This is a genomic window from Natrinema marinum (genome assembly GCF_024296685.1).
GTDB classification, from domain to species: domain Archaea; phylum Halobacteriota; class Halobacteria; order Halobacteriales; family Natrialbaceae; genus Natrinema; species Natrinema marinum.
The window spans coordinates 193063-219409 of sequence record NZ_CP100763.1; the positions used below are offsets into that span (position 1 = coordinate 193063).

Below are 26347 nucleotides of genomic sequence, written 5' to 3' on the forward strand. Positions count from 1 at the left end.
ATTTATTAACGAAAATTAATGCCGGTCAAGCGAATCCAATGGTTATGAAATAAATGGCTGCCGGGCAAATGTGTGGATAGATGGGAAAGAGCAGTGGGACGGGAGTTATTAAAACGGTTCCCAGAGTGCTCAGAGAGTCCCGTGATTTCGCTTCTGGGTGCGTTCTGAACCTTGGACTTATTACCGGTGTGGTTGTGTTTGAGTGGAGTCTCGTTGAAATTGCTATTATATATCTCCTTGAGATAGCGATTATCAATCTCCTATTCTTTTCTGTCGCGTTGTTCACGCCACAGCCAGTGGATGAGCCTGATGGGGACTCTTGGAATAATAACCCCACTCCACTTCAGCCGATTGCGCTAATACCGCCGGTATACTGGCGGAATATCAAATTCATTCTGGGCAGAGCTATTCCCGCTGGTATCCTTATTGGGGCAGTTATGATACCTGTATTTTCCAGTTACGGTCTAGATTCGGGACTTCCCTTCTCAGTTGGACTGGCGATTGCTAGCATTGTTTTCTTTCAGTTGGCGCGCGTCTGGCGCTACTTCATCGTCAACCGGTCATATCAACACAGGTCACCGGCGGACGCGCTTAAGTTTGCGTTTGTTCCAGTTGTTGAATTGTATCTAATGTTGTTCTATGTGGCCGCTCCCATCACCATCGTGCTTGCGGGTATCGTATTCGCAATAGATACCAATCTAAATTCACGGGCCTGGTTGTTACTCTATTTACTTCCAATGGGGGCGATCAGGGCGTGGATAGGCAGCTTAGATCCTCAGACAGACGATCTTGAGATTAGTATCAACTGAGGCAGACGTAATTGCGTTTCTACTTTTTAACTCAGAAACTCAGCGATGGACCGAACATACCCACTGATACACGGTTATCGATATGCCCAATGGGGCGTCTGAAAGCTCCATGATACCGGCTCTATCGGATGGCGTACAAGGAACGCTGTGAAGTACTTCGTCTGTACTGAGCGATTCGTGGGCTCTCTGTACCGAACGATCAAGAGAGTACCCGAACATCCGTTCACGTTAAGAACCATTATGAACTACTGAAATGAGCGGAAGCTAGTGAACTCGTCCAGAAACACCGAGGAAACACAGATAATCGTCGATAGATGCCGCCCAAATCAGAACTAGTTGTCGAAGTGAGGGGTTGACTACCGCGACTGCTCTCGCGGTGGGAGAAGAAAGTGAGAAGGCGAGAAAAGGAGTGGAGGGGGTCAATGGTGCGAGCACGTGAGATGCTATGATGAAGGCTACGTGAGCAGTCGAAACGGGGTGCTGCCGACGAGTATTTCTACAAGGGCGTCCCCGAGAGTCCACCGATTAGCACTCTTTCGGGGCGGTTGGATGTGGATAGCTGAGCACAGCCGCTGATGCCGTTCGATTGTGGACTGCAGTCAAAACCGACGGTTCGGAGACATCGAGTATGAGCCGTATTCACATTATTCGAAGTCCGAGAGGCTCTTGCCGACGTGGAAGCCGATGTTTTCGGAACCGAGTTCGATGGCGAGCATCTGCTCGTCAGAATCGTCGATCGTGACTGTCTCGCTTGCTCGCGATTTCCCGTTGGCCTCAACGTCGGCCAGTTCGACAGTCACCTCGTATGCACCCGTCTTGCCCCATACGTCGTCATATACTGCAACCGACCGTTCGTCGTTGTTTTCGGAGTCCGAGGGAGCGAGGTCGTACTCTTGATCGAGAGCGGTGTCGCCAGCAGGATCCACGATGACGATGGAGCCAGTGACTGGCTGGCTGGTTTCGTTGAACACGTTGACCTGTTTGAGCAATTGATCTCCGATGAAATCCGCCACAGCCGTACAGCCCGCTGTCAGCGCTAATCCCGTCGTTCCGCTTGTCACGAGCAACTTTCGTCTGGTAGTCAGACCGCCTTTATCGGGTTTCTGAGATGTCATAGGCACTCGTCAAAACAGTAGACTGGATCGGCGGTAAACAGGAACGTCGGTTCTCTCGGTGAGAAACACTTGAGACAGGGAATTGATGTCCGGCCATCCACACCCACCAATGTCGTCACACTACCCTCCTGATCCGTTGTTCCGAGTAGTTTCATCCGTCTTCCCTGGCAGTACTCTCGTATATCCCTCACCAAAGTAATTCAATGAGGCCATCCACAGGTGTTTCTGGGGCTGAGATCTTGCGGCGGGACCTATTTGATTACCGGCCCATCGATTAGACATGGAGGTGAGCAAAACGAGGATTGCGAGCATCGTCGCAGTTACGACCATATTCGGGTACGCGCTTTATCGGCGCCGCTCGATTAATCCCTCTGACACCAATGGTGAAGAATAGGCCCCCAGCTGATGATAACGGACATCAAGCTCAGGCGATTGCAGACAAATCTACGCCGATGGCGGTCCTGCTAGCACTCGTACTTTCGCCGGTCGCGTACTACTACGTCGGCCGGACGAAGCTGGCAGTGATTAACTTACTGACGCTCAATTACCTGCTGCTGGGCATCGTAGTTGTCCCGATCCACGTGTATAAGATCATCAACGACGCCCAGAACGAACGAGACGACCAAACCGAAGACTGGTAGGTAAGTCTGCCCGGCGATTCACACAAGCCCGCAGCCGCTTCAAAGGCGGCACGGGATAGATCGCCACTATTCTTCACTGCTTGTCACAATTCGTATCTGGTATCATAGAGGCGGACGGTCACAACGCTCCCCGTCGGATCGTTCTCGCGAAACGAAAGATCGCCGCCTAGTTGTGCGACGGCCCAGTTAACGAACCAGAGTCCGATGCCGTTCCCGTGTTCGAGTTGCGTCTCCGGTCCGGCGTCCAGAATTTTCCGTTCTCGATCCGGAATCCCCGGACCGTCGTCGGCGACACGGATTTCGGCAACTCCGTCGGGGCCCGTCCGAACGGTAACCTCGACGTGGGGAGAGTCTGCGTGTTCGACCGCGTTATCCACGAGTTCCGATAGCACCTGTCGGACGACGGATTGATGCGACGAAACTACCAGCTCGTCTGGGCAGAACAGCGAAACTTCGCATGGCCGGTCTGCAGTTCGATACTCTTTGACGACATCCGACGCGACGGCCACAAGGTCGACTGGTTCCGGGGAGTCCGCACTGGCAGTCATCACGCCTTCGGCCTTCCGAGCCTTGTCACTGAGTTCGACGAGGTCAGTCGCGCTGTCTCGGACCCCACTCCGAACGTCTTCGTCGTCGATGCGATCGGCGTACGCGAGGACGACATCCAGTTCGTTCCGGACGTTATGTCGGAGGACGCGGTTGAGGACCGAGAGCCGCTGTTCGCGCGTTTGGCGGTCGGTCACGTCCCGCAACAGCACAATTCTAGCGACCGGGTCAGTTTCCCCTTCGGCGTCGGCTTTAGCGTCATCGACTGCCGAGACGCTGAACTGGAACCGTCGGCGCCCTTTCGTCGTCTGAAGAGTGACCGTCCCAGTAGCGCCTGCCGAGAGATCCTTCCCCTCGAGTCCGTCGACGATCGAGTGGATCGGTTCGCCGATCATTGACGCCGGAGACCGATCGAACAGTTCCGCGATCGTCGCGTTGGCATCGAGCACGTGATCTTCCCAATCGAGTACAACGACTCCCTCCCGAAGCGCCTCAACGACGCGTGTTCGAGCGACGTAATCGGCCTTGGGAAAGCCGGTCATCACCGGGTAGCGCCGTACTGCAATCGCGGCCAATCCGCTGGAAACGAGGAGGCCGACGGTCACGCCGTCGGCGATGGGTTCGCTACTCCCCGCCCCGCCCGCGTAATACGGTGCCGCGACCATCGAAGCCACGATCACGATTTGTAGCCTCGAGATGCGAGCGTGGTTCCAGCCGTGTCGGAGCAAGAGGTATGTCCCATATGAGAACAGTCCCAACAGAAACATGATCTCTGTCCCGAAAAACGAGGCGATCAGTGGTCTGGTCACAGACATCGGGGGTTGGATGGCGATGACAACGGCGCTCAGAATGATTGGGATCGCGATCCCCAGAAACATGGCGACGCGCCACCGCGTTAGACCGGTGCCTCGGCCGGTGTAACTGAGCGCATACACGACCCACACTCCCGGGATGATGATCCCGACGCCGAGTTGGCCGAAGTCGATGACCGGTGACAAAAACGGAATTGCCGATATGCCGGGGAGTTCTGCCAGTACCGAGAGTATCCCCATGGTCGTCAAAAGGGCCAGAATGGTAATGAAGGGGGGCGCACTGGGCCGATCTCGCAATCTAATGGCGAACCAAGTTGTCCAGGCCAGCAATGCAACGGCACCTACATCCAGAACGATGGCCGCGAACATCTCGACGGGCGAGATCATTCTATCCTTCTCACGTTCTTGTGAACCGGCTGTAATGAACGCAGTGGTCTGCATTCCATCAATTGATCGGGGATCCCACGGCCCTCGCAGTCGCCGAAACGGTTGAACGAAGAGATCTAATCATAGATCACTGGACCCGAACCGACGGTAGCCGGCTGCCAGCGGAACCGCGATCCAGATGAGGAGCAACACCAGTGCGGCCCACCAGTCGACGAACATCGGCACTCCGTCCACGGCGTATCGACTTGCTCGGTCAATGTCGAACCCTGCGCGCAAGAGTCTGGCGTACGATTCGCCGGGTTCGGCTAACTGGAGAAACAGCGCCCAGTCGGGCGTTCCCAAGCTGAGGTCGAAACGGTGGAGGAATGCGACGCCAAATGAGATGAGGCGGCGCCAGAGAACCGCCATTAGCACGTATGCCCCAACAGCGCCGAGGGTAATTCGGCGGTCGTTCGTTGTCGACGCTGAAAGCGCAACGGCGACCGCGACGAACGACGCGCCGTAAAGGACGGTTGCGAAGAGGAACCACGGATACGCGATCACACCCTTGGTTCCGTACCGCAGCGCCGCGTAGAGCCCGGCGATTGACAATCCGAGAAGCGTCGGTACCAGCAACACGATTGTCCGGCCCAGCGCCTTTCCAACGAGCAATTCCGTACGTGATTGCGGGAGCGACATCGAGAGCAAGAGGCTCCCGTCGTTCCGCTCGTCGGAGATCGCACGGTAGCCCAGCAAAATACCAAGCACCGGTAGGACGGGGTCGACAATCGCGACGATACCGGCGACGAACCCCACGAACGTCTCGTCACCGGAGTAGGCGTACGCAACGGCGTAGCCGATGAACAGGAGCGATAGGAATCCAAACAGTCCCCAGAGCGTCAGGGATCGGCTGGCGTCGTGAATGTCCTTGTGCGCTACATCTCGCCAGCTCATGACAGATCACTGCCGGCGAACCGGCTATAAGTCAGTGCCAGAGGTCCGATTAACCAGAGGACGAAGACGACGAGCGCGACCCACTCGCTAAGATACCAGGGACCGTCGACACTGGTACCCGGATCGAGAAAGCCTGCAGTCACTCGCTGGAAGACGGCGCCGGGCTCGAGATCGAAAATGAACTGAACGGGACCTGGAAGGGGGCCATCGGTGAGGCCGACCCGATTCAGCCCGAATTGGAGGGCACTAGCGATACCGTCCCAGACCATCACGAACAAGAAGAACAGTCCGAACGCGAGTACAGACGCACGCTGTTTGGTTGCGGTCGAAAGTGACGCGGCGATCCCGAGATTCGTCCAGATCGCCCCGAAGGCGACGGTCGTCGCGACGAAGCCGCAAAACCGCACGACGACAAGTTGGCCGAACGGATAAACGACGAGTCCCGCACCGACAACCATCGCAGCGAGGATAGCGCCGCTCAATAGTCCGACGCGGCTGAGGACCTTTCCAAGGACGAAGTCATCCCGTCCGTGCGGCAGCGACAGCGAGAGCAACAGCGCGCCGGATTCACGCTCACCCACGACCGCATCATAGCCTAGTAAGATACCGGTTAGGGGAATGACGGTCGCGAGCCAGCTATCGACAAACCCGGCAAAGCGCGCAGTCGTGATCGGATCAGCGCCGAGCAACGGGTAAAGGTATGCTGCTGCGAGAATCGTCACGACCGGCAGCCCGAGCAGTAGGTGGGTCGATCGTGGCTTCACGGCGAGCGCGCTATCTGTTCGGGCGATGGTCTGCCAGTTCATTCTCGACGGCCCCCAGTGTACGCGACGAACATATCTTCGAGTGAAGCTTCCTCGGTCCGGAAATTCACCACGTCCCCCCCCAGACCCTGAAGTTCGACCATGACGTTCATCTTCGCGTCGTTCGTGCAGGTCACCTCGAGCGTCGATCCATCGCGGACCGTCGCCGTCTCAACGCCGTCAACGGTTCGGACTGCCTCGGCCGTGGAATCGTCCAGTTCGTTGACGTCGATCAGGAGCTTGGTGCCGCCGCCGATCGACTGCCGGAGTCCGTCGATCGAGTCGACAGCGACGAGTTCGCCTTCCTGCAGGATAGCGACGCGGTCGCAGATCGCTTCGACCTGCTCGAGAATATGGCTGGAAAAGAATATCGTGGCGCCGCGCTCGCTCTCCTCACGGAGGATCGACCGAATCTCGGCAGCACCGTTCGGGTCTAGCCCCGACGTCGGTTCGTCGAGGATCAACAGATCGGGATCGTCGACGAGTGACATCCCCAGTACGAGGCGCTGTTTCATCCCCTTAGAGTAGTCGCTGGCCCGCCGGTCGGCTGCCTCCCGGACGCCGACGCGATCGAGGATCTCTATTGGATCGTCGTCGGCGTTTTTGGACCGAACGGCGTACTCGATATGTTGGAGGCCGGTGAGCCGGTCGAACACCGAGTACCCCTCGGGGAGCACGCCGACGCGTTCACGGGCTGCGACGCCCTCTGACTGGCAGTCGTGACCGAACAGTTCGGCTGTTCCGTCAGTCGGCCGCGCGAAGTCCAGCAGAATATTAATGAACGTAGACTTGCCGGCGCCGTTCGGGCCAAGAAACCCGAAAATTTCACCCTCCTCGACGGAGAGTGAGACCCGATCGAGCGCTGTGATAGTTGCGTACCGCTTCGACAGTCCGTTGACGGAGATTGCCGTCATAGCTGCGGCTTCGAATACGGGAGGGAAAATGATCGCCACTGCGTATCACGTTGAGAAACACCGGTCGATGGACGCTAACGGTATGGACGAATTCGTGGACTTAGGGACACAGAACTCCGCCGACAGTCAGATTAATTACAGTCGGAGAAACGCTATGTCGGGCAGCCGAAACATGTTTCAGATCGCTTCTCAGTATTGCTAGAGTGTGCGTCTATAGGTACAGAGCCACAACGGTGAGTATATGACTTCGACAGCAGTAAATCGGACAAAAGCAATTGGGCTTGACATTATTTGTCGTACGAACCGAATCGGTCGTGTTACCTCTGGGATCGGGATCCGGTGAGCTTCGTGACAGACAACCAGAATGACGCTCGGGCGGAGGGGCCTGACGCCGTTGCGATCGATGCAGTTCCGAAACCGGTCGTCGGCTACAAAATCTCGAGCGGGGATCCAGAGATAGCAACTACGAATGATGCGTTCGAAGCAGAGTTTAGCGCGGTGTCGGATGGAGCGAGCGTCCGCGAGTGGCTGCTTCGGAACTGCGCAGTCGACGAGGAAACGGCCGCAGACGCTTGCGCCGCGCTCACCGACGGGGGCGCACTCGAAGTCGAGACCAGAGTCCAATCGGTCGACGAGCCCAACGCTGAACCACAACCGGTCCGACTTCGCAGCTTCGGTGAATCTGACGGTGGCGATGCGGTTGACGGGTATGTTCTGGTGACGAAATTAGCGCCAACGAGCGCCGATAAAGTCGAACTCAACCGGGTTGCGAGCGTCATCACTCACGACCTACGGAACCCGCTCGATGTCGCGAAGGCGCACCTTCAAGCGGCTAGGGAAACTGGTGAATCGAGTCACTTCGATCAGGTCGAGGACGCCCACGATCGGATGGAACAGATCATTCGAGACGCGCTCGCGCTGGCCCGCGGAGGGCGCGCACTCGATATAACCGAGAGCGTCGCGATCGACACGGTTGCAGCCGACGCCTGGGCAACCGTCGACACGGGAACGGCGTCACTCTCTGTCGCCGAGAGCCTGCCGCAGATCAACGCTGACTCCGACAGGCTGCAGCGGCTGTTCGAGAACCTATTCCGGAACGCCGTTGAACACGGTCCAGCAGGCAGTCCGAACGCGACCGAACCGGACCGCGACGAAGCGGTCCGCGTCCGGGTTGAGAGCATCGACGGCGGGTTTCTCGTTGCCGACGACGGATCTGGAATCCCAGTCAGCGAGCGCGAACGAGTGTTCGAGCCTGGCTACTCGTCGACCGAGACGGGGAGCGGAACTGGCCTCGGGTTGACGATCGTCGAGCAGATTGCCCGCGCGCACGACTGGACCGTCTCGGTCGAAGAGGGATCGCGTGGTGGCGCTAGATTCGAATTTCGATCGATCGCGGACGATGACTGACCGATCTAGTGATGCCGACAGGGAGGCGAACAGTGGTGGTTCGGACACAATGGACGATCGACTACGACAGGCGCCGATAGGAGTCATCGAAACGACGAGCGAAGGGGAGATCGTCGACATCAATGACGCCGCAACGACGCTGTTGGAGACCGAGCCGGCCGCACTTCGGGGGACGGCGATCGAGGAAAGCTTCCCGAAGTCAGCTGTCAGGACGCTGCGTGAAGTCTTCGACGGCGCGTCACCGTCCCCTGCGTCGTTCGAGGAATACTACCCGCTGATCGATCGGTGGCTCGCGGTCGACATCTGCGTCGACGAAGGCGCACTCGTATACGTACAGGACTGTACGCCGCGTAAGGAGACCGAACAAACCGTCGCTCGGCTGGACCAGCAACTCGACCGGGTCCAACGCATCAACTCGTTGATCGCGACCGTGTTACAGCAAGTCATCGGTGCGTCGGACCGTTCGGACATCGCTCGGACAGTCTGCGAGCGGCTAGGTGGGACCGACCGCTACAAGTTCGTATGGGTCGGCGATCGGAAGTTCTCCGAGGAGCGCCTCCGGGTGCTCGCCGCGGCGGGCGATGCTACCGACCTTCGCGACCGAATCGACGAGAGTCTAGGCGGCGAGAAAACTTTGCCCGGCCAGACAGCAGTGGCGTCCGGGGAAACGCAGCTCGTCGAAGCAATCGCCGAAAACGACGCCGTTCCCCGCGGCGTTCGACGAGTGGCGTTCGGAAACGGGCTCCAGTCGTGTTTAGCAGTTCCGCTCGCGTACCAGGGGACGGTCTACGGCGTCGTAACGGTGTATTCCGGTCAGGAAAACGGGTTCAGCGAACAGGAGCGGGTCGGCCTCGAGACGCTAGGAAGTGTCGCCGGATTCGCGATCAAGGCCGGGCGACAGGAAGATCTGCTGGTTGCCGATACGGTCACCGAGGTGACCGTCGGGGTCCGCGACGAGACAATCCCGTTCATCGGCGCTGCGGACGAGGGTAACTGCACCGTGTCGCTGGACGGCGCGGTCCCTCGGGGCGACGGAGCCGTCGTCTGCTATCTCACAACCGACGGTCCGATCGAGGCCGTCGACGAGTGGCTAACAGGTTGTGAGGGTATCACCGACGTGCGACAGATACGGTCAGAAACCGAACCGCTCTTCCAAGCGACTATCGTCGATGAAGCGCCCGTAACTACCCTCGCAGCATGGGGTGCGACGATCAAGAACGGGGAGTACAGTTCCGAGTCGGCCCGACTTGTCGCCGAACTCCCGTCAGACGGAGACGTTCGGCGGCTGGTCGAAGCCGTCGACGCCACGGTTGCGGAGACGCAGCTCGTCGCGAAGGAGGAGACGACCCGGACGCCCGAGCCGGCCGAGGCGTTTCAGAACGCCCTCGACGAGCGGCTGACCGACAGACAGCGGACGGTGCTGCGGACCGCTCATCTATCAGACTACTTCGCCTCGCCGCGGGGGAGTACCTCGGAGGAGGTAGCGGAGACGCTCGACATCGCCGGGTCGACGATGCTATATCACCTCCGGCGGGCCGAGCAAAAACTCGTTGAAGCCTTTTTTCATGCCGACCGAGAAGCAGATGTGATCGGCTCGGAGGCAGGGGCGACCGACCCGGGGACGGGAATGTCCGACGAGCAGTAAGTCGGCATCAGTACCGTCCGCGGTCGATGCCCGAGAACTCTGCCAGTAGCTCCTCGACTTCTGGGAGAAGTCCTAAAACCCGATCCTCGATGGCGGTGCGTCTAGTCTCGATCTCAGCAAGCCGACCATCGTTCTCGATCTCGTCGGCGGGAAGTTCGGTGTCGACGACCGCCCGCGTCGACTCCAGTCGGAAGTATTCGCCGAGGAGTTCGTACGCGAGGACCTGACACTGCTGGTCGACGGCCGCGTGAAGGTCCTCGCGCTCAACCGGCTTCGAGAGGTAGTCGTCGAACGGCATGTCGACGATATCCAGTCCAGGGTCGATCGCCGTCACCATCACGACCCGCGTTTTGAGGTCCCGTTCCCGGAGACGCTCGAGCACCTCGTCCCCCGAAAGTCCGGGCATGTGCCGATCGAGCAGGACGACATCAGGGACCGTCTGATCGTCGACGACCTCGAGCGCTTCCTCACCGCCGTACGCGACGGTCACGTCGGCGACATCTTCAAGGCGGAGTGCGTACGCGTCGGCCACTTTCTTCTCATCATCAACCATCAAGACCCGGGGCTCCTCCACGCGCATCACGTTACCCATCTTACCGGCCGGTAGGCTGTCACCGTACTAATATCCCGTCACAAGTGGAACGTGATCGCACACATGTGGGTAGAACGGCCGGCCGTAATCGCAAGGGGAGGGGTTCGAACTGCCGGCCAAATACGGTCGGATACACAACTCTACTAATAACTAGAGTGGCGCGACGACACCATTGCGATTAGTAGCATCATCGTATAGGGACCGTCCCGTTCGATTAACAGATACCGATGCCGAAACTGGACTCATCCCGTAGCAGATTGCGACCAACCGGACGGCGAGGGAGCCCGTCTGAGAGTGACGGGACGATGATCGACTCGAATGCGGCGGTCAGACTCTTGAGCGACGATTATGCCCGAAGCGTGCTTGACGAACTCGACGAAGGTCCACTCTCTGCAAAGGAGTTGGTGGAGCGCCTGGACATTTCGCGTCCCACCGTGTATCGACGCCTGGACAGTCTCGAGTCAGCAGGACTCGTCCAAAGCTCGATCAGCGTGCGGGCGGACGGTCACCATCAACGGCGATACTGCGTCTCGGTCGATCGAATTCGGCTCACCTTCGAAAGTGACGGGATCACAGTGGAAGCGAACGATCGAGCCGACCGAGGACGTGACGTTGCTCTGCCTCTGCATAACTAGAGGGTGGCGTTGGTCAGGGTTCCGAATAGTAGCGGGACACTACAGGGTCGTTCGGTCGGTACAGAGGCATAACTGATGGCCGACAACGATTACAAGTCCAAATCCGATAAAGCGCTCGAGACCCCCTTGAGTAACGCGGAACCAACGGTTGATCTCGACGAGCTTCTGGCGGTACTGGCCGAAGAGTACACAAACGAGATTATCGCAGCGCTGGGCAAAGAATCACTATCCGCCCGCGAGATTGCCGACAGTTCTGGTGCCTCCCGTCCGACGGTGTACCGGCGGCTCAACCGACTCGAATCGATCGGCGCCGTTGAGACGACGATGGCCCCCTCGCCCTGCGGGCAATGCCGAAAGGAGTTCCGACTCATCCTTGGTGAGATCGAATTTTCACTCATGGGTGATGCAGATATTGTCCAGAACGGCAATTAATAGAAAGCATCGAGAGACCAGTGTCGCGCCAATATCGAACCATGCGAGGCTGTTGCTGTCTTTTGGGCGCTATCGCCCACTTCTGATGAAGGGTGCATCCCTGCGTATCTAGAGTACTTCCGTACTCGGAACGGTCATCCGTATCGGATCGCTTCAGGAAAAGCCGACGACACAGAAGTTGCCTCACCATTACACACCTCGATATGTGAAGGGGATCGACACCCGTTTCTGACACAGAAATCCATCGATATGCCTACTGAAAGTGGAACGAATTTTCAGATCGTGACCCTGAATATCGGTTCATCGTTGACTGGCGGTTTCCGTCGCGTCGCCAATCGAAACGGTCTGTTGCTCCTAGTCGCCTATCTGTTCCTCGGACTCGTGTGGCAGGTAGCGTTCTACAGCGCAGTCATGGCCTGGTTGCAACAGTCGGACGTCTCAACGTCGGACGTGGCTCTCCCGTCGTTCGAAGCACCTAGCTCTATCCTCGCCGGTGTCGCGGCCCTCTCACTGCTATTACTCCTCTACTTGACCGTCGTCGCGATCAGGACGTTCGTGGGCGGACACTCGCGGTCGATACCGTCCGAATACTACACGCGCAATATCGTCTATGTTCTCATCAATGCAATCGTCGGTAATATCGTGTATGGCCTGCTCGTAGCCTTCGGCTCTATTCTCTTTCTCATTCCGGGGATCATCGCCTACGTCGCATTTCCGTTCGCTATATTCTATATCTCTTCTGAGGATAAGAACTTCGTTGCTGCGTTACGCGATAGCTGGAGTTTGACACGTGGACACTGGCTTCGGCTGTTCTTGCTATTCTTAATCGTATTTATCGGTAACGGGATTATCGCCGGTATCGGCTCCGTAATTACCATGGTTGCCGTCACTGCGGTTAGCAGTCAGATAATGGGGACCCTCGTCTCCGGTCTGTTCTACCTCCCGTTTTCGTTGCTCACACTCGGCATCCTTGCAGAAGCCTTCATCCGACTTCGAGACAGCCAAGGTGCAGAGGACGAGGCGTTCGCGAACATCTAATTGTCGAGTTCGTTTCGTAGAGGGTTCAGCAGTCTTCCACGGACACTGTCTAGTCACGGTGTTCGCTGTCCGCTCACACTCCCAGGATTCATCAAATTCCGCCGGATAGCACCCGCTGAAGGTCTGCGAGCTGCATAGCCGAATTAACTCCACGACCTGCCTGTCTCTCAAACTGAACTAACTAGACGGTGTCCAACTCCCTATCTCAATCTAAAGACGGTTTCAGGTCGAGAAACTCTGCTTCTGGTGTTTTTTATCCCCAATTCCAATGGCAAGTCACAGATGCCCTGGAATTCAGCCTCACAGCGTCTCGCCGTTGATCAGCGGTCGATCACCCGACGAGCCGTGCTGGCAGTCGGCGCGAGCAGCGGCGTCGTTGCACTTTCCGGTTGTTCGACACTCTCCGATGCGGTCGGCAATTTAATTCTCAAAGATGTGAACGTCGTCAATGCAGCGGATCAGTCTGTCGCTGGGACGATCGAAGTAACCGGCCCAAACGGCGACACGTTACGAGACGAGCGGTTCGATCTCGTTTCGCAAGACAAGGTCGACAGTGGAGAGGAAGGAAACATGGCGTTCTACGGAGACGTTCTCGCCGATGGGGGAGAGTACACGTTGTCTGTCACCTTAGACGACGGGAGCGGAATCAACGGAACGACCACAGCGGAAGGAACAGTCAACGTGTCCGAGCCGGACGACGAACACGTCGTCGCGCTCCTGGGGGCTGGCAAGGCGGACGAACCGATCGTATTTACTGTCGTCAAGAAACTAAGCGACCTCGAAGAGTACGACTCGGACTTCTAAGACGTATGCGTCCTCACCCGCTTTCCGGTACATAATTATTAAATTTCTAAATAATCCTCTTCGATCTATGAACTGAGATCCGATGAAGCGGCCGAGATCTTGCACCACCAACCCGCCGGGGGTGAATACATAGCGCAGGCCAGTCACGAAAGATAGATCGGTGACGACACAATAGAATCGGTAAATTCAGGCAGTAATTTTGATATCGAGAAACTCAGCGATACGTTCGACGAGTCGCTCGGGCTGATCTTCGGGAACAAGTAGGTGGGAATCCTCGATACGTTCAAGTCGTGCATTAGGGAAACATTCAACCAAGCGTTCGGCGTCCTTGAACGGGAAAATCGGGTCGTCAAATCCCCATACGACCAGAACTGGCCGATCGAATGATGAGAACGTTTGAGCAGCTGCGTTCGTGTACTGGGGTGAAGCACCGAGTAGCGCTTTCCGAAGGTCCCGTCGGATGGCTGGGTCCGTACACAATGAGTCCAGATACCCAGCAAGGATGTTTGGGCTGATAGAGTGTTTTGCGAAGAGTTTGAACGTCAGACGACGAGCAATCTTCGATCCGAGCGTTCGGGCCAGCAAGGTCGTAAAGCCGGGCACGCGTGCGCCCCAGACGAATGGACGAGCAAGTAGTGGGGGAAAGCTATCAAAGGCATCACAATTGGTGAGAATTAAACGCTCTACACGCTCAGGGTACTCGGCTAAAAACACCTGACAAAAGGCTCCCCCCGAATCGTTACCGATCAGGGTCACTCGTTCCAGTCCAAGTGCGTCAATGAACTCGCTGAGCAACGCAGCTACGTCAGGCGGTGTAAGGTCAGCGTCGGGGTGCATCGCGACCTCGTGACCACCGAGAGGGAGAGTTGGAACCAGACAGCGGCGTTCCCGAGAAAGCGGCCCAGCGACGTTTCGCCAGAGGTTTCCGTTAACAAGCGCTCCGTGGACGAACACGATTGGTTCGCCTTCTCCTATGTCGCTGTACTGAATCGTTCCCTGTGACAGTTCGACCTCGGACAAACTGTCTTGGAGATGTGCCTGTTCCACTGTGCCAGATTTGGTCTGATTCATATCTCAAGAATTGATGCCAGGGGGTGTGAATACACCGCCGTGGAAATTCCGAGGTGCGTGGAAGTGACCTCCCAGCGATGAGTTTTTGTTTACCGAGTAGGAGGTTTGACTCTATGGACGGTGATGGTCTTGTCGAACTGCTACAACTACGTCATGATGTTCTCGACGAGCTCGCTGATGAACAGTACTCTCGGCACGAACTCATTGATGTGCTTCCGGACTCGAAGTCGACCATTTATAAAGGCCTGTCACAACTTCAAGAGTCTGGGCTTGTCGAGCGCACCGAGGACGGACTCAAGCTCACCCTTCTTGGGGTGGTGGCACTTGCACGGTATCGGACGCTAGCGGATACTGCCGATACTGGGGATTTGCTGGCAGAGTTTCCAGGATCGTCAGTCGATCCCAAAGCGCTTGTTGGCGCAGATGTCGTCCGGCCAGATGAGTCCGATGTGGAACGACACCTCGAAGCGTTCTGGGAACTGCTGGACGATGCGGACCACATTACCGGTATTACACCGGTTGTTTCTCCAGGATACATTGATCGATTTCGCTCATTCTTGGATGGCGGTCTCACTGCCGATCTCGTGCTCCCCGAAGAGGTTTTGAAATCCTTTCAATCAACACATCCAAACGAATTATCTACCCTCTCGGATCGTGTCGTACTCTCCAAAACCACCACTGAAATTCCGTTCGGTATACTCGTAACCGAGGGGTCGTATCCGCGGATGGCGATCGAGCTGCGTGATGGACCACTCATCACAGGATTGGTCGTAAACGATACCCCAGATGCGATCGAATGGGCGAGGGAAACTATTGATCGCTTTCGAGCAAACGCTACACAAGTTGGCTCTTCGAGCACAGAACCTGGCGGCAACTCGTAGTTGCTTCCTCATAGTGGTCACTCGACCGTTGACGCGACCCTCACACAGTTTAGACGCCAGTTGACTCGAGGATTGATTGGGAGATATATCGGTGGAAAGTTACTGGCTATAGCCTCTAAACGCGCAGTTTCTACTATCTTCCAGACAAATCGGTCGGCCGCTCCATTACCTGCTCACCCTGCACTTATCGCTGTCCTCAGGGGTCATGAACATGGTACTCGTATAGGTACAGATGCATAGTGTCTATAGTAACAGTCGAAAATCATTTTACCACGCCAACCATGTATTATCGAATATGTTGAAGGTCTCCCCACGATCAGTCCTTGCACCGCTTGTCCTGTTCGGTTTCTCCGTAAGTGCGTACTTCCTCGTGCTTGGTGGAGTTGTGCCAGTTCCACAGGGGCCGAATGTCGTGTTGCTCGCTCTTGCAGGTGTAACGACGCTTGCCGCTGTGGTCATCCGGGCGAAGATTCCTGCTATTACAGCAGGCGTGGCGACGCTCGGATTCGTCCTTAGCTTCGGCACCGATCCACTCGTCGTCACCGTCGCCGCGGCACTCACGATCCTTGGCGGCCTTGGTTTTCTCGTTGGGACGGCGAACCATGTCAGGAAGCGTGCTACCACCACGAATCCGGCCTGATTTCTGCGAATATTTCCGGCAGTACTTCGGTGTCGCTAGCTCCGAGCCAGAGTACTCACTACTATATCTGTACTTTCCGAATCCGAAGATAAGGTAGTGAGGATATAGGAACCGTTCTATGACACCTTCCGTCGGTTGGGAAATCACGATCTATGAGCACTGACTCTGTCTCTGCCTTCGGGTAATCGTCTGGATCGATCACTGAGCCCTCCCCGTAGCGACGAGAGATCATGACCGACTGAAAAACAGCAGTAGATCGAATGGTACGTGTTATGGATGTAAGCCCCTACGCTCACGACGCCGGTCTTTATAATATCCTAGATAGTATTACGAGCCGAGGAAACCGGGAACGCTAACGAGAGAAAATGCAAGACGGAGACAGGGTGACTGTCGAAACCGGTGTTGAATCTGTGTCGTTCTGCGTCGAATTGAACCCTGTTTGATGGGTGAAATCACACGGATTGTGATAGAAGCCTTCCAAGCTCATGGCCCGGGTTCAAATCCCGGTCCGCGCATCACCGTTCTCCGCATCGTCAGCGTCCATTCGAGCGGCGGCCATCTCAGTGCAGTAAGCCAGCGACCCACGAACAGGCTTCACGCGAAACTGGACGAGACGTGGCTCGTTGCTTCCGGGTTTCCTCACGTAGACAGTACGCGGTCCATCGACCTATGAGTGAAGAAACAGAGAACATCGTCCTCGTGCCCGAACCGTCAGCGAAACACCTCAGTCCTCGACAGCGCGTTTCCTACCGAGACCCGGAGCAAGCTCGTCGACTGGATGCTCTCCGAGGGAAAAGATCCGAAGCGATCGATCGGCTACGCCCGTTCGACGACTCGTCAACGAGCGTACCGCCTCGACACGCTTTACCGAAAAACGTGGAAGGCAGAGAACCGATACACGGAGAACTGGCAGTGTAGCTTGTCGGATCGAACGGTGATGGCAGTTGAGCGGTGGCTCGAAGAACGCAGCTATCGGGAGAAATACGAGGACACGGAGCAGCTCTGGCTCACCCGGTTCGAAAACCCGTATTCGACTGGATCACTGAACCGAATATTCCGAGAGATCTGTGCAGAGGCCGGAATCGCAGTCGGGGATCGGGACCTGACGTGGTACTCGATGCGCCACAGTATCGGGACGTACATGGCGAACGAATTGACGGTGAAGGCGGCCGCAGCGCAGTTGCGCCATCGATCGATCAAATCTACGCTGCGGTACGATCGTGCGCTGATCGAGGAACGAAAGGCGGCACTCGAGCAGATGGGGTGATTACCCCCTCTGCCGTTGCGCTACCGCGTCGACTAAGCGTTTGCATACCGCTCGCTGAATACCCCTGGTGATCACAATCGTGTATGGCCCACGACGAGACGACGTGCCTCGAAAATGGGATCGTGGTGCTGCTGCGGCGATTGATCACGATGGGACTGTCCGCCGGATGCGAACTTGAGGTGTGATTCTACAGATCGCGGACTACTGTCACTGCAGAGTGCGAATCTAACGTTGACACTTCCATCAGTTATCAGTGATGTTGGTAGAGTCGTGCTGAATACAGAGAATGGGTACACGATTGTCTCGTTTGTTACACGACCAATCTACTGAACCAGCCGTTCACAGATATGCTCGCTTATCAGACGAGAGGGCAACCTAAACCAGTGAGATCACGAGAATAACACTGCCACCAATACCAGCAAGAATGCCGACTCCGCGCGCCAGTTGCCCACCCCACGCAACCGTCCGTTCGAGCGAGAGCACAACCGCGATGAGCGCCATCCAAACGATATTCATCGAGCCCACGATCACCATGAACGTGAAAAGGGCCCAACAACACCCGGCACAAAAGACGCTGAACTGCCAGCTCATTCTGACGGCACCACGCACTCCCGGCCGGTAATGGCCCAGAAGGAACCCAAGCGGTGACCGGCAATACCGCAGACACCGGTATTTGTACGGTGAGAGCTGGTATCCCGATAAGAGTAGCAACGACCCACCCAGCAGGAGGCCGCCATGGGAGTCCGCGAGGCTGACGATCGGCACCAGCACATTGACGACGAGCGGGACAACCCCCGTCAACGTCCAAACTAATGCGTACGTCCCGATAAACGCCCCAATTCGCATCGTTTTGCCTGTTGCCGTCGTCCCCGTGAGTGTCTCGGCGTATAGCCGGAAGAGCGGAACTGACGACGGGTACATCATAGCGACCATCATCACCCCCCACATGAACAGATAGAGACCGATGCCAGTCAACCCGTTCGAGAGCGCCATCGCCTCCGGTGCGCCTGGCTCGGACATACGCATCTTCATACCCATCTGCCCGCCGGGCATCGGGAGCCAGCGACCAATTACTGCTGCCCACGCGAGCAACGCGATTACGTAGGTAACGACCGCGACGATCGGGATGTGTCGGTGGGTAATTCGATCCCGGAACGAGTCCTGTGCACCCATGATTGACTCTGTCGCTGTCCTACCGCTCTTAGGAGTTCGCCAATTCGAAGTCGCCGAGGTAAGCGTTGTTTCCGGAGACGTCCCACGTGAACTGGTCGTCGTAGGAGACGGTGGCCGTGGTTGACTTTCCGGTCTGTACCTCTGTACTCTTCGTCAGTGGGTGGGGCGTGATCGTACCGACCTCTTCGTTGAATCCGACTGCACCGCTCGCATCCATTTCGATGGCGTCACCGATTTCGACGGAGAAGTCCACCCCGTCCCGCGAGAAACTGATCGGAACGGTTGTGACGTCTGCGGATCGGACGTGTGTATCAGCGACGGGTGCCCAGATGCCACCGGCGCGGCCGGAGTAGATGTCTTCGAGAGCTTCGCGCTGATCGTCGTCGGCTGTCTCGTCGAGGAGTAACACGATGTCCCACTCCGTCTCGGGGGCGAACATGACTCCCTCATCGGTCGAAATGAGCATGCCGACATCTACCCCACTGAGGTCGACATCGCCGTAGCTTCCTTCTTCGATATGCCACGCCAGTGAGACAGTACAGACGCCATCGTCCGGTGATTCCATCCATACACACTGACATGCGACATCGCAGTTACAGGCTTCGACGTAGTCTCCTTTGATGGTCCATTCTTGTACCATTGATGAACACCGTGTGGTATGCCAGCAAGCACCATGATAAAGCTATTCGGTGAAACTCTGACGCTTGGTGAAACCGGGAATTGGCCTTTCCATTCGCCTGCAATGGGAGAACATACGCGCATGGTATCTTGTTGCCCTGTACTTACCGAATCCGAAGATCAGGTGGCGAGGGTATGGGAACCGCTCTCTGACAACTTCTGTCGGTCGGAAAATCAGGATCAGCGATCACGCACTCTGCCTCCGCGTTCGGGTAATCGTTTGAGTCGATCACAGAATCCTCCCGTAGCGGTGAGGGATTGTGACCGACTTGAAACACCGTCGACCGACTGGTTCGTAGTATAGATGTACGCCCTGAAGCCCACGACGCGGGCCTTTATAATATCCTAGATAGTATTACGAGACGAGGAAACCGGGAACGCTGACGAGGAGAAAATGCAAGACGGAGACGGGGTGACTGTCGAAGACGGTGTTGAATCTGTGTCGTTCCGTGTCGAATTGAACCCTGTTCGATGGGTGAAATCACACGGATTGTGATAGAACCTTCCAAGCTCATGGCCCGGGTTCAAATCCCGGTCCGCGCACTTCTCGCGATGTCCCGATCCTTCTGTGTAGAAACATCGTCCGCATCGTTTCTCCTGACCTCGCCGACGAACGGAGCGACTCGAGCGCCGTCGAGTCGCCGGCGATCCGTTCGAGAGAACCGCGGGACCGAGCAGCGAGATGACGAACCGCACATTGTAGTGGTCGGCGCGCGAAACGACCGTCGTGGAGTACGAACTGCTCGGCTGGCCGCCCGACGGCCCGAAGCTGCGGCTCGATCACGAACGGTTCAGCTACGCGGGCAAGTTCGTCATGACGAACACTGGCAAAGCGGTGGCTCGAGCCGACGACGGACGCCTCATCGCGGCCGTCGCGTTCAACGAGGATCGGACCGACGACGGGACGCTCTGGCTGCGCTACGTGACCGTCGCCCGCGATCGGCGCGGCGAGGGGATCGGCCCGGCACTTCTCCGCCGCGTCAGGGACCGTGCGCTCGAGCGTGGCTACGATCGGCTTCGGATCGCCGTCAACAACCCCTACGCCTACGAGGCGCTCTATCGGAGCGGGTTCGCCTACACCGGAGAGACGACGGGGATCGCGGAACTGATCCTCGAGCATCCCGCGCCCGCGGCCGACCGGGACTGGACCGAGCGCGAGCGCTACCAGGCCGGCCTCGAGCGGTTTCGCGACCGCGACCTCTCCGCCGACGAGGACGCGTTTCTCGCGTCGCGTCGCGATAGCGACCCACCCGAACGCGAGTCAACCCCCGAGTGAACCGCGGGACGCCGAGGCGGGTTCGCGCCCGGATGGCTCGCGGCCAGCACGGGCCGGTTCCCTCGAGCGGGAGTTCGGTCTCGCAGCGCGGACACGAGGCGCGTTCGTCGTCGCCAATGTCGGTTCGGGTCTTCCCGCACTCGTAGCAGGTCAGTTCGACCGCCGACGGGTCGTCTTCAGCGTCGGTTGCGAGCCCGCGGAGTCGCGAACCGACGGCGACGGATCGTCGTGCGCGTCCGAGACATGGCAATCCTTTTCCCCCGGGCTACAGAATCCGATGGTATGACGGACGAAAACGACGCCCCCGACGGAGACGACGCAGGCGAAGGTAGCGAGGAGAAATCCTTCCGCGAGCGAGTCGAGGAGATTCGTGAGAAGCGCGCCGAAGAGGGCGAGGGGGAGGGCGACGCCCCCGAGAGCCCGTTCGGCGGCGGTCCGGGCGGCCCCGGCGGTCCGGGCGGCATGGGCGGTGGCAACCCGTTCGCACAGATGATGGGCGGCATGATGGGCGGCGGCCCGGGTGCCGGTCCCGGCGGTCCGGGCGGCCCCGGTGCCGGCGGACAGGACGAGAGCAACGAAGAACTCGTTCGCGAGGTCCGACAGCTCCGCGACGAGATGCGCGACCAGACTCGCGCGCTGAAGCGCATCGCCGACGCGCTCGAGGATCAGTAACGACCCCGACGGATCCGTTTTTCGCGTTTCGAGTCACCGGCTAGTGAGACGTGAATTCCTTCGCGATACGGTCGTCGCCGACGGCTGCTGATTACTGTCTGACCCGGAGCCGGCCGCGTTCGTCGTATCGGAAGCCGGCCTCTTCGAACGCGGCTTGCGCTGCGCTCACGTCGACCTCACCGCCGGTTCCGAGGAACGGCACCTCGGGGTCGTTCCCATCCCACTCGAGGCTCTCCGGAACCCACTGCCGGGTGACCGGCGTGGCGACGGGTCGTGCCTTCCCGCGGAACACGGTGTCGACCAGCCACTCCTTGTCGACCAGTTGCGCGATGACCCGGCGGAATCGCGGGTTGCTGAACGGCGCTTTCCGCGCGTTGAAGCCGAGGAAGTAGAACGTCCACGACGGGGACTCGACCAGTCGGGTGGTCTCCGTCGCCTCGACGGAATCGATGACGTCCGTCTCGAGTGCCGTACTCGTTACGTCGGCGATGCCGTCTCTGACGGCGGTCACGGCCGTCTTGCTGCTCGGAGAGATGCTGAAGGTGAACTCGTCTGCGGTCGGCGCCGGAAGGTCAACGCCGGCTCGGCGCGTGAAGTGCGTATCGAAGCGCTCGAACGTCAGCTGCTCTCCTTGCGTCCGGCCGGCGAACTGATAGGGACCGCTCCCGACCGGCGGTACGTTGTTCGCGGTGACCGCCTTCGTGGTCCCCTGTGTCATGCTGACGCCGCCCGGTCCCGTCGCGTCGGCGGCCCGCTCGCGCCAGACGTGTGCCGGGAGGATCGGAACGAGAAACGCGCGCTCGCCGACCGCACGGTTCGTGTCGACCGAGATCTCCAGTCGATTCCGGCCGCGGACGTCGACCGAGTCGACGGTTTCGACCCGTCCGCGGTACCGAGGCGTGGGGACGGCGGCGTCGTGGTTCCCGAGGGACATATCTTGCAGAAAGCGATAGGTGAACGCGATGTCGCTGGCCGTCACCGACACACCGTCGTGGAACGCACAGCCGTCGCGGAGACGCACGTCCGCCGTCCGACCGTCCCACTCCCACGATTCCGCGAGCCACGGTTCGACATCCCCGCTGGGGTCGTCGGTAGCCAGCGAATCGTAGAGCAAGTCGGTGATCAGCCCACGACCGCGGTAGCCGACTGCGAGTGGATTGAGGTTCTTCGTCGGCCTGCCGTCCGTGTGGCTCGCCCGCAGTGTATCGACGCCGACTGCCGACTCGAGGCCGAGATAGCCGCGCCGGGTCGCGAGATGATTCTCGCCCCAGCCCTCGAACCGAGCGGTCCCGACGAGTCGGTGTTCCTCCGGGACGCAGATCGGCACGAACGGCTGGACGGTCGCAATCGACTCGAGGGCCGCCGTGACGGCCTCTCGGCGTCTCTCGCCCGAGACGCGGCGCTGTTTCTCGAGGAAGCCGTCGACGTTCAGGTTGGTGAACCCGAAGGGGTTCTGCCAGCCTGACTCGTCGGCGTACAGCGAGTGCAACGTCTCGTACAGGAAGTCGGGATCGGTGCCGCCCGGATGGCGACCGATACAGACATCGAACTCGTGGTCGTACAGTACCGTTCGGCGAAAGTCGATACCCGACCGGATGTCGTAGGAGACGTCGATGCCGACTCGCTTGAAGACGCGCTCTAGTTCGTTGGCGATTCGAATGCTCTCTCTGTCACTATCGGCGGGGAGGGTGGTGATCGTCAGCGAGAGCTGATCGATGTTATTTCGGGTGACCAGGTCCTGAAGCCGTTGTACGCAGCCGCTCGTCGAGACGGTCAGACCGGCCGTCGCTGCCAGCATGGCGCGACGGCTGATGGAACTGCCGTCGGCGTCGCGACTGCGCCGCTTCGGTGCGGCCCGTCGTCCGTTCATTTGGTTCGTTTCTCACTGTTGGCCAGCCGCGATATAACAGTATTGTGCTCACGTGAGTGGTATCGTCCCCACCATCGTCGTACCGACGTCCGGGTAGCGAGGGGTTCCTTGCGGTCTCAGTCGTGATCGCGGTCGCGGTCCCGGAGTCGCTGATATCGGTTGCCGAACCGCTCGGAGAGCGACCAGCGGCCCACGAGCCGGTCGGAGAGTCTGACACAGAGCGCAGCGAGGAGCAATCCGGCGGTCACGTCGATCCCCCAGTGAATCCCGAGATACATCGTCGAGATCGCGACGCTCGCGGCCAGCACGACCGCGACGGGAAACCACTTCGGAAACGCGGATCGCGTCATCGCCGCGAACGTGGCCACGGTCGCCGACAGCGAGGTGTGCAACGATGGAAAGACGTTGGTGTTCGTGTTGACTTCGCGTGTGAGATACTGATACTGCGGATTGGTATCGTACAGCATCGTCGGCGCGAGCTCGGCGGGCATCACGTTCCGGGGACCGTACGCGATCACGAGGATGTACAGGACCAACCCGATCGCGTAGTTGAGCGCGTAGGCCGTCAACAGCCGACGGAAGATCCGGGTATCGGAGAGCGTAAAGTACGCGATAACCGGGAAAATCAGCAGGAACGTGTAGCCGTAGACGTAGATCATCGAGAAATACGCCGTCAGCTCGGGGGTCGCGATCGATTGGAAGAGCAGGATGAACTCCCCTTCGATGTTGTAAAACGTCGCGGTCAGGTGGATCCCGATCTCCCGCGAGATCGCCGGTGCCGTCTGCCTCGCGACTCGATTGATCAGTAAGACGATAAGCAGGACGGCGATGACCGGCGCAGTCCTTCTGAGACGCGACCGCCACTCCGCTAGCGCTCGTGCAAAGTGCTCACGGCCGATGAAGACGGCTACCGAGACCAGAAGCAAGACCACAGTCACGACCGCGAGCTGAATCAAAACCTCAGCGAGCATCGCTACTAGTAGCCACCAAGCAAGCGCCCGTTATCATCGTAACGGAACCCTGCCGTCTCGAACGCCGACTTCGCCGCTTCGACGTTCAGTTCCCCGTCGGAACCGACGAACGGCGTCACCGGATCCTCGCCGTTCCACTCGAGCGAGGACGGTACCCACTCGCCGGTCACCGGCGTCGCAGTGGGCGTCGCGTTGCCGTAGAACACGTCCTCGACGATCGCTTCTTTGTCGAGCAACTGTGTGATCGCTCGCCGGAAGTGGGAGTTGCTGAAGGGGGCGTTCCGAACGTTGAAGCCGATGTGATAGAACATCCGTGACGGCGATTCTAGTCGCTCGATGGCCGACGAATCGGGGATCGTTCCCAGCGAGTGGGCCCCGAGTACCGACGCCGTCAGATCGGCGTCGCCGTCCGCGACGCGATCGATCGACGAGACGCTGCCGGGATCGACGGAAAATCGGAGTTCGTCGACGGTCGGTCCGGGTAGCGACACGTCCTCTCGGAGCGTGAAGTGGTCCTCGAATCGTCGGAGGACGAGCGACTCGTCTTCGGTCCTGGTTTCGAATCGGTAGGGGCCGCTTCCCACGGGTGGAACGTTGTTCGAAGTGACGACGCTCCAGCGTCCCTGCGGGGCAGTAAAGTCGCCCGTAGCAGCGTGTTGATCGACCCGCTTTCGCCAGACGTGCTCCGGCAGGATCGGAACGGTAAATACGCGCTCGCCGACCTCGCGGTTGCTCGTTACGGTGATCGACAGCCGGCGGTCGTCCTCGACGTCGATGCCGTCGACGATTCCGACGTGTCCTCGGTACTGTGGTGATGGAGAGGGGACGTGGGCCCGTCCCAGCGACGTATCCCTGAGGAATCGGTACGTGAAGGCGACATCGTCGGCAGTTACCGGCGTTCCGTCGTGGAACCGACAGTCCTCTCGGAGGGTAACCGTCGCCGTCCGTTTCGCCGTCGCGTCGCCGCTCGTCTTTTCGTCCGTGGGCTTGTTGGCCCACTCCCACGATTCCGCGAGCCACGGCTCGACGGTGCCATCGCGTTCGCTTCCCAGCGAGTCGTAGAGCAGGTCGATCGTCGTGCCCTGCTTCCGGAACGTCGCCGAAAGCGGATTGAGGTTCATCGTCGTGCGGCCGCTGGTCAGGAGGGCGCGCAACTGGTCGACGCCGTCGGCGGGCTCGAGGCCGAGATAGCCGTGTCGAGTCGCGAGGTCGCCGTCGCTCCAGCCGTCGAACCGATCCGCGTCGGCGACCCGGGTTTCGTCCGGGAGGCAGATCGGTTCGAACGGTTTGGCCTGTGCCAGTCCTCGGAGGACCGACTGGACGTGGTCGATTCGCTCGGTGCCGTCAGTACGCCGCTGGGCCTCGAGGCGGGTATCGAAGGCCATGTTGGTGAACCCGAAGGGGTTCTGCCAACCGGCCTCGCTCGCGTACGTGGAGTGGAGGGCCTCGTAGAGGAAGTCCGGGTCGTAGTCGGCGGGGTGAAGGCCGACGTACAGGTCGAAGTCCTGGTTGATCAGGACCGTCTCCAGGAGCTCCGACCGCGACCGCATATCCAGCGTCACGTCGATGCCGACCTGCTCGAGCCGTTGCTCGAGTCGGCGGGCGATGCGGACGTTCTGTCTGTCCGCGTCCGCTGGAACGGTGGTGATGGACAGCGAGAGTTGATTGTATCCGCTCTGGTCGACGACGCTTCGGACGCTATCGATACAGCCGCTGGTCGCGACTGTCGCGCCGGCGGCACCGGCAGCGAGGAACGAGCGTCTGCTGACGCCGTCTGAAGGCGGGGAGAGGTTCCAATTCATTGGTTATGACACACCTCATTTGATTCGATATATAACAATACTGTGCACTCTGTTCGAATACGGGGCGGGGTAAAGAATCTTTTCAAACGGCGGTACATTCGCCACAGGTGAAGGCTTGTCGTACCGGCGTGAGGGCTGCGAACCGCCGACGGCCGTCCCGTCCCCGGAGCGCAACACCAATAGGTCGACCGACGAAACAGGGACGTATGGAGCTCGCCGCCGAACGGCTCGAGCGGCTTCACGACCTCGCTCGAGCGGCGGCAGCGGACGGGGAAGACGACCGGGCGCGCTACTACGTGCGGCTGGCGCGACGGGTCGCAGAGCGGAACCGACTGACGCTGCCGCGGGAGTTCCGGCGCTTTACCTGCGATCGGTGCGACGCGTACCTTCGGCCGGGGGCGAACGCTCGCGTTAGATTACAGGACGGTCACGTGGTGATCACCTGCGACTGCGGCGCTCACGCCAGATATCCCTACGAGGAGTGATCGCCGGCCAGCGGCCCACCTTGAGACACTCGTCGGGACTGTCGAATT

At 58.9% G+C, this 26347-nt stretch carries 26 protein-coding genes; 14 read left to right on the forward strand and 12 right to left on the reverse strand.

All coding sequences use genetic code 11. From position 1 onward, the window contains the following. The first annotated feature begins 80 nt into the window (after positions 1 to 80). A complete protein-coding gene (locus NKH51_RS01050; protein WP_254763391.1) occupies positions 81 to 809 on the forward strand; it encodes a hypothetical protein in 729 nt (242 codons plus the stop codon). Between the two features lie 644 nt (positions 810 to 1453). On the opposite strand, the gene NKH51_RS01055 is transcribed toward NKH51_RS01050, so the two are convergent. Then, positions 1454 to 1822: a hypothetical protein gene (locus tag NKH51_RS01055; protein WP_254763392.1), complete on the reverse strand. Its 369-nt coding sequence runs from the start codon at positions 1820 to 1822 to the stop codon at positions 1454 to 1456. Positions 1823 to 2304: 482 nt separating this feature from the next. Between NKH51_RS01055 and NKH51_RS01060 the strand changes: the two genes are divergently transcribed. Continuing rightward, positions 2305 to 2565, forward strand: a complete 261-nt coding sequence (locus tag NKH51_RS01060) for a TM2 domain-containing protein (protein WP_254763393.1) — start codon at positions 2305 to 2307, stop codon at positions 2563 to 2565. 83 nt (positions 2566 to 2648) lie between these two features. Here NKH51_RS01060 and NKH51_RS01065 read toward each other — a convergent pair whose 3' ends face one another. From NKH51_RS01065 to NKH51_RS01080, 4 genes are all read right to left on the reverse strand, one after another. Further along, on the reverse strand, positions 2649 to 4310 hold the full coding sequence (locus NKH51_RS01065; protein WP_425606708.1) for an ATP-binding protein: 1662 nt from the start codon (positions 4308 to 4310) through the stop codon (positions 2649 to 2651). A gap of 120 nt (positions 4311 to 4430) precedes the next feature. Then, positions 4431 to 5243 carry an ABC transporter permease gene (locus NKH51_RS01070; protein ID WP_254763395.1) on the reverse strand — a complete coding sequence of 271 codons (813 nt, stop codon included), beginning with the start codon at positions 5241 to 5243 and terminating at the stop codon, positions 4431 to 4433. Further along, on the reverse strand, positions 5240 to 6049 hold the full coding sequence (locus tag NKH51_RS01075; protein ID WP_254763396.1) for an ABC transporter permease subunit: 810 nt from the start codon (positions 6047 to 6049) through the stop codon (positions 5240 to 5242). Before NKH51_RS01075 ends, NKH51_RS01070 begins: the two co-directional genes overlap by 4 nt. Then, positions 6046 to 6960, reverse strand: a complete 915-nt coding sequence (locus NKH51_RS01080) for an ABC transporter ATP-binding protein (protein ID WP_254763397.1) — start codon at positions 6958 to 6960, stop codon at positions 6046 to 6048. The genes NKH51_RS01075 and NKH51_RS01080 overlap by 4 nt, the downstream gene beginning before the upstream one ends. 348 nt (positions 6961 to 7308) lie before the next feature. Here NKH51_RS01080 and NKH51_RS01085 point away from each other — a divergent pair, with 348 nt between their 5' ends. Beyond that, complete coding sequence (locus tag NKH51_RS01085) at positions 7309 to 8367, forward strand: sensor histidine kinase (RefSeq protein ID WP_254763398.1); 1059 nt, start codon at positions 7309 to 7311, stop codon at positions 8365 to 8367. 49 nt (positions 8368 to 8416) lie between these two features. Then, the gene (locus NKH51_RS01090; RefSeq protein WP_254763399.1) at positions 8417 to 10012 is read left to right on the forward strand and encodes a bacterio-opsin activator domain-containing protein; all 1596 of its coding nucleotides are present in this window, start codon (positions 8417 to 8419) and stop codon (positions 10010 to 10012) included. 7 nt (positions 10013 to 10019) lie between these two features. On the opposite strand, the gene NKH51_RS01095 is transcribed toward NKH51_RS01090, so the two are convergent. Further along, the gene (locus NKH51_RS01095; RefSeq protein ID WP_345779977.1) at positions 10020 to 10604 is read right to left on the reverse strand and encodes a response regulator transcription factor; all 585 of its coding nucleotides are present in this window, start codon (positions 10602 to 10604) and stop codon (positions 10020 to 10022) included. A gap of 305 nt (positions 10605 to 10909) precedes the next feature. Here NKH51_RS01095 and NKH51_RS01100 point away from each other — a divergent pair, with 305 nt between their 5' ends. From NKH51_RS01100 to NKH51_RS01115, 4 genes are all read left to right on the forward strand, one after another. After that, positions 10910 to 11239: a winged helix-turn-helix domain-containing protein gene (locus NKH51_RS01100; protein WP_254763401.1), complete on the forward strand. Its 330-nt coding sequence runs from the start codon at positions 10910 to 10912 to the stop codon at positions 11237 to 11239. Positions 11240 to 11314: 75 nt separating this feature from the next. After that, positions 11315 to 11671 carry an ArsR/SmtB family transcription factor gene (locus NKH51_RS01105; protein WP_254763402.1) on the forward strand — a complete coding sequence of 119 codons (357 nt, stop codon included), beginning with the start codon at positions 11315 to 11317 and terminating at the stop codon, positions 11669 to 11671. A gap of 282 nt (positions 11672 to 11953) precedes the next feature. Then, positions 11954 to 12709 (forward strand): DUF7847 domain-containing protein, encoded by a 756-nt coding sequence (locus NKH51_RS01110; RefSeq protein WP_254763403.1) that lies wholly within the window; start codon positions 11954 to 11956, stop codon positions 12707 to 12709. Between the two features lie 246 nt (positions 12710 to 12955). After that, on the forward strand, positions 12956 to 13513 hold the full coding sequence (locus tag NKH51_RS01115) for a hypothetical protein (RefSeq protein ID WP_254763404.1): 558 nt from the start codon (positions 12956 to 12958) through the stop codon (positions 13511 to 13513). Positions 13514 to 13699: 186 nt separating this feature from the next. Here NKH51_RS01115 and NKH51_RS01120 read toward each other — a convergent pair whose 3' ends face one another. Continuing rightward, complete coding sequence (locus tag NKH51_RS01120; protein WP_254763405.1) at positions 13700 to 14584, reverse strand: alpha/beta fold hydrolase; 885 nt, start codon at positions 14582 to 14584, stop codon at positions 13700 to 13702. A 113-nt stretch (positions 14585 to 14697) separates the two neighbouring features. Here NKH51_RS01120 and NKH51_RS01125 point away from each other — a divergent pair, with 113 nt between their 5' ends. The 3 genes from NKH51_RS01125 to NKH51_RS01135 all read left to right on the forward strand — a co-directional run bounded on the left by NKH51_RS01125 (position 14698) and on the right by NKH51_RS01135 (position 17372). Next, complete coding sequence (locus NKH51_RS01125; protein WP_254763406.1) at positions 14698 to 15465, forward strand: helix-turn-helix transcriptional regulator; 768 nt, start codon at positions 14698 to 14700, stop codon at positions 15463 to 15465. A gap of 295 nt (positions 15466 to 15760) precedes the next feature. Further along, complete coding sequence (locus tag NKH51_RS01130; protein ID WP_254763407.1) at positions 15761 to 16105, forward strand: hypothetical protein; 345 nt, start codon at positions 15761 to 15763, stop codon at positions 16103 to 16105. A gap of 937 nt (positions 16106 to 17042) precedes the next feature. Continuing rightward, positions 17043 to 17372, forward strand: a complete 330-nt coding sequence (locus NKH51_RS01135) for a site-specific integrase (protein ID WP_254763408.1) — start codon at positions 17043 to 17045, stop codon at positions 17370 to 17372. Positions 17373 to 17747: 375 nt separating this feature from the next. Here the strand turns inward: NKH51_RS01135 and NKH51_RS01140 are convergent, their stop codons facing one another. Beyond that, positions 17748 to 18545 (reverse strand): DUF2182 domain-containing protein, encoded by a 798-nt coding sequence (locus NKH51_RS01140; RefSeq protein WP_254763409.1) that lies wholly within the window; start codon positions 18543 to 18545, stop codon positions 17748 to 17750. 28 nt (positions 18546 to 18573) lie between these two features. After that, entirely contained in the window at positions 18574 to 19185 is a 612-nt protein-coding gene (locus NKH51_RS01145) for a DUF1326 domain-containing protein (RefSeq protein WP_254763410.1), read from the reverse strand. A 765-nt stretch (positions 19186 to 19950) separates the two neighbouring features. On the opposite strand from NKH51_RS01145, the gene NKH51_RS01150 reads away from it, so the two are divergent. Continuing rightward, a complete protein-coding gene (locus NKH51_RS01150; protein ID WP_254763411.1) occupies positions 19951 to 20499 on the forward strand; it encodes a GNAT family N-acetyltransferase in 549 nt (182 codons plus the stop codon). A 282-nt stretch (positions 20500 to 20781) separates the two neighbouring features. After that, entirely contained in the window at positions 20782 to 21171 is a 390-nt protein-coding gene (locus tag NKH51_RS01155) for a hypothetical protein (protein ID WP_254763412.1), read from the forward strand. Between the two features lie 91 nt (positions 21172 to 21262). Here NKH51_RS01155 and NKH51_RS01160 read toward each other — a convergent pair whose 3' ends face one another. From NKH51_RS01160 to NKH51_RS01170, 3 genes are all read right to left on the reverse strand, one after another. Then, positions 21263 to 23041: an ABC transporter substrate-binding protein gene (locus tag NKH51_RS01160; protein ID WP_425606682.1), complete on the reverse strand. Its 1779-nt coding sequence runs from the start codon at positions 23039 to 23041 to the stop codon at positions 21263 to 21265. A gap of 116 nt (positions 23042 to 23157) precedes the next feature. Next, the gene (locus tag NKH51_RS01165) at positions 23158 to 24012 is read right to left on the reverse strand and encodes a phosphatase PAP2 family protein (RefSeq protein ID WP_254763413.1); all 855 of its coding nucleotides are present in this window, start codon (positions 24010 to 24012) and stop codon (positions 23158 to 23160) included. A gap of 5 nt (positions 24013 to 24017) precedes the next feature. Further along, entirely contained in the window at positions 24018 to 25814 is a 1797-nt protein-coding gene (locus tag NKH51_RS01170) for an ABC transporter substrate-binding protein (RefSeq protein ID WP_254763414.1), read from the reverse strand. A gap of 206 nt (positions 25815 to 26020) precedes the next feature. Between NKH51_RS01170 and NKH51_RS01175 the strand changes: the two genes are divergently transcribed. Further along, positions 26021 to 26299, forward strand: coding sequence for a ribonuclease P protein component 4 (locus NKH51_RS01175; RefSeq protein WP_254763415.1), 279 nt, complete (start codon positions 26021 to 26023; stop codon positions 26297 to 26299). Positions 26300 to 26347: the final 48 nt, after the last annotated feature.

Excerpts from the sequence above, each read along its gene's own strand:
- NKH51_RS01080 (WP_254763397.1), bottom strand. The coding sequence starts at position 6,960 with ATGACGGCAATCTCCGTCAACGGACTGTCGAAGCGGTACGCAACTATC.
- NKH51_RS01095 (WP_345779977.1), bottom strand. The coding sequence starts at position 10,604 with ATGGGTAACGTGATGCGCGTGGAGGAGCCCCGGGTCTTGATGGTTGAT.
- NKH51_RS01065 (WP_425606708.1), bottom strand. The coding sequence starts at position 4,310 with ATGATCTCGCCCGTCGAGATGTTCGCGGCCATCGTTCTGGATGTAGGT.
- NKH51_RS01165 (WP_254763413.1), bottom strand. The coding sequence starts at position 24,012 with ATGCTCGCTGAGGTTTTGATTCAGCTCGCGGTCGTGACTGTGGTCTTG.
- NKH51_RS01135 (WP_254763408.1), top strand. The coding sequence starts at position 17,043 with ATGGCAGTTGAGCGGTGGCTCGAAGAACGCAGCTATCGGGAGAAATAC.
- NKH51_RS01170 (WP_254763414.1), bottom strand. The coding sequence starts at position 25,814 with ATGAATTGGAACCTCTCCCCGCCTTCAGACGGCGTCAGCAGACGCTCG.
- NKH51_RS01155 (WP_254763412.1), top strand. The coding sequence starts at position 20,782 with ATGACGGACGAAAACGACGCCCCCGACGGAGACGACGCAGGCGAAGGT.
- NKH51_RS01120 (WP_254763405.1), bottom strand. The coding sequence starts at position 14,584 with ATGAATCAGACCAAATCTGGCACAGTGGAACAGGCACATCTCCAAGAC.
- NKH51_RS01175 (WP_254763415.1), top strand. The coding sequence starts at position 26,021 with ATGGAGCTCGCCGCCGAACGGCTCGAGCGGCTTCACGACCTCGCTCGA.
- NKH51_RS01125 (WP_254763406.1), top strand. The coding sequence starts at position 14,698 with ATGGACGGTGATGGTCTTGTCGAACTGCTACAACTACGTCATGATGTT.
- NKH51_RS01130 (WP_254763407.1), top strand. The coding sequence starts at position 15,761 with ATGTTGAAGGTCTCCCCACGATCAGTCCTTGCACCGCTTGTCCTGTTC.
- NKH51_RS01105 (WP_254763402.1), top strand. The coding sequence starts at position 11,315 with ATGGCCGACAACGATTACAAGTCCAAATCCGATAAAGCGCTCGAGACC.
- NKH51_RS01090 (WP_254763399.1), top strand. The coding sequence starts at position 8,417 with ATGGACGATCGACTACGACAGGCGCCGATAGGAGTCATCGAAACGACG.
- NKH51_RS01100 (WP_254763401.1), top strand. The coding sequence starts at position 10,910 with ATGATCGACTCGAATGCGGCGGTCAGACTCTTGAGCGACGATTATGCC.
- NKH51_RS01145 (WP_254763410.1), bottom strand. The coding sequence starts at position 19,185 with ATGGTACAAGAATGGACCATCAAAGGAGACTACGTCGAAGCCTGTAAC.
- NKH51_RS01060 (WP_254763393.1), top strand. The coding sequence starts at position 2,305 with ATGGTGAAGAATAGGCCCCCAGCTGATGATAACGGACATCAAGCTCAG.
- NKH51_RS01160 (WP_425606682.1), bottom strand. The coding sequence starts at position 23,041 with ATGAACGGACGACGGGCCGCACCGAAGCGGCGCAGTCGCGACGCCGAC.
- NKH51_RS01140 (WP_254763409.1), bottom strand. The coding sequence starts at position 18,545 with ATGGGTGCACAGGACTCGTTCCGGGATCGAATTACCCACCGACACATC.
- NKH51_RS01070 (WP_254763395.1), bottom strand. The coding sequence starts at position 5,243 with ATGAGCTGGCGAGATGTAGCGCACAAGGACATTCACGACGCCAGCCGA.
- NKH51_RS01075 (WP_254763396.1), bottom strand. The coding sequence starts at position 6,049 with ATGAACTGGCAGACCATCGCCCGAACAGATAGCGCGCTCGCCGTGAAG.
- NKH51_RS01050 (WP_254763391.1), top strand. The coding sequence starts at position 81 with ATGGGAAAGAGCAGTGGGACGGGAGTTATTAAAACGGTTCCCAGAGTG.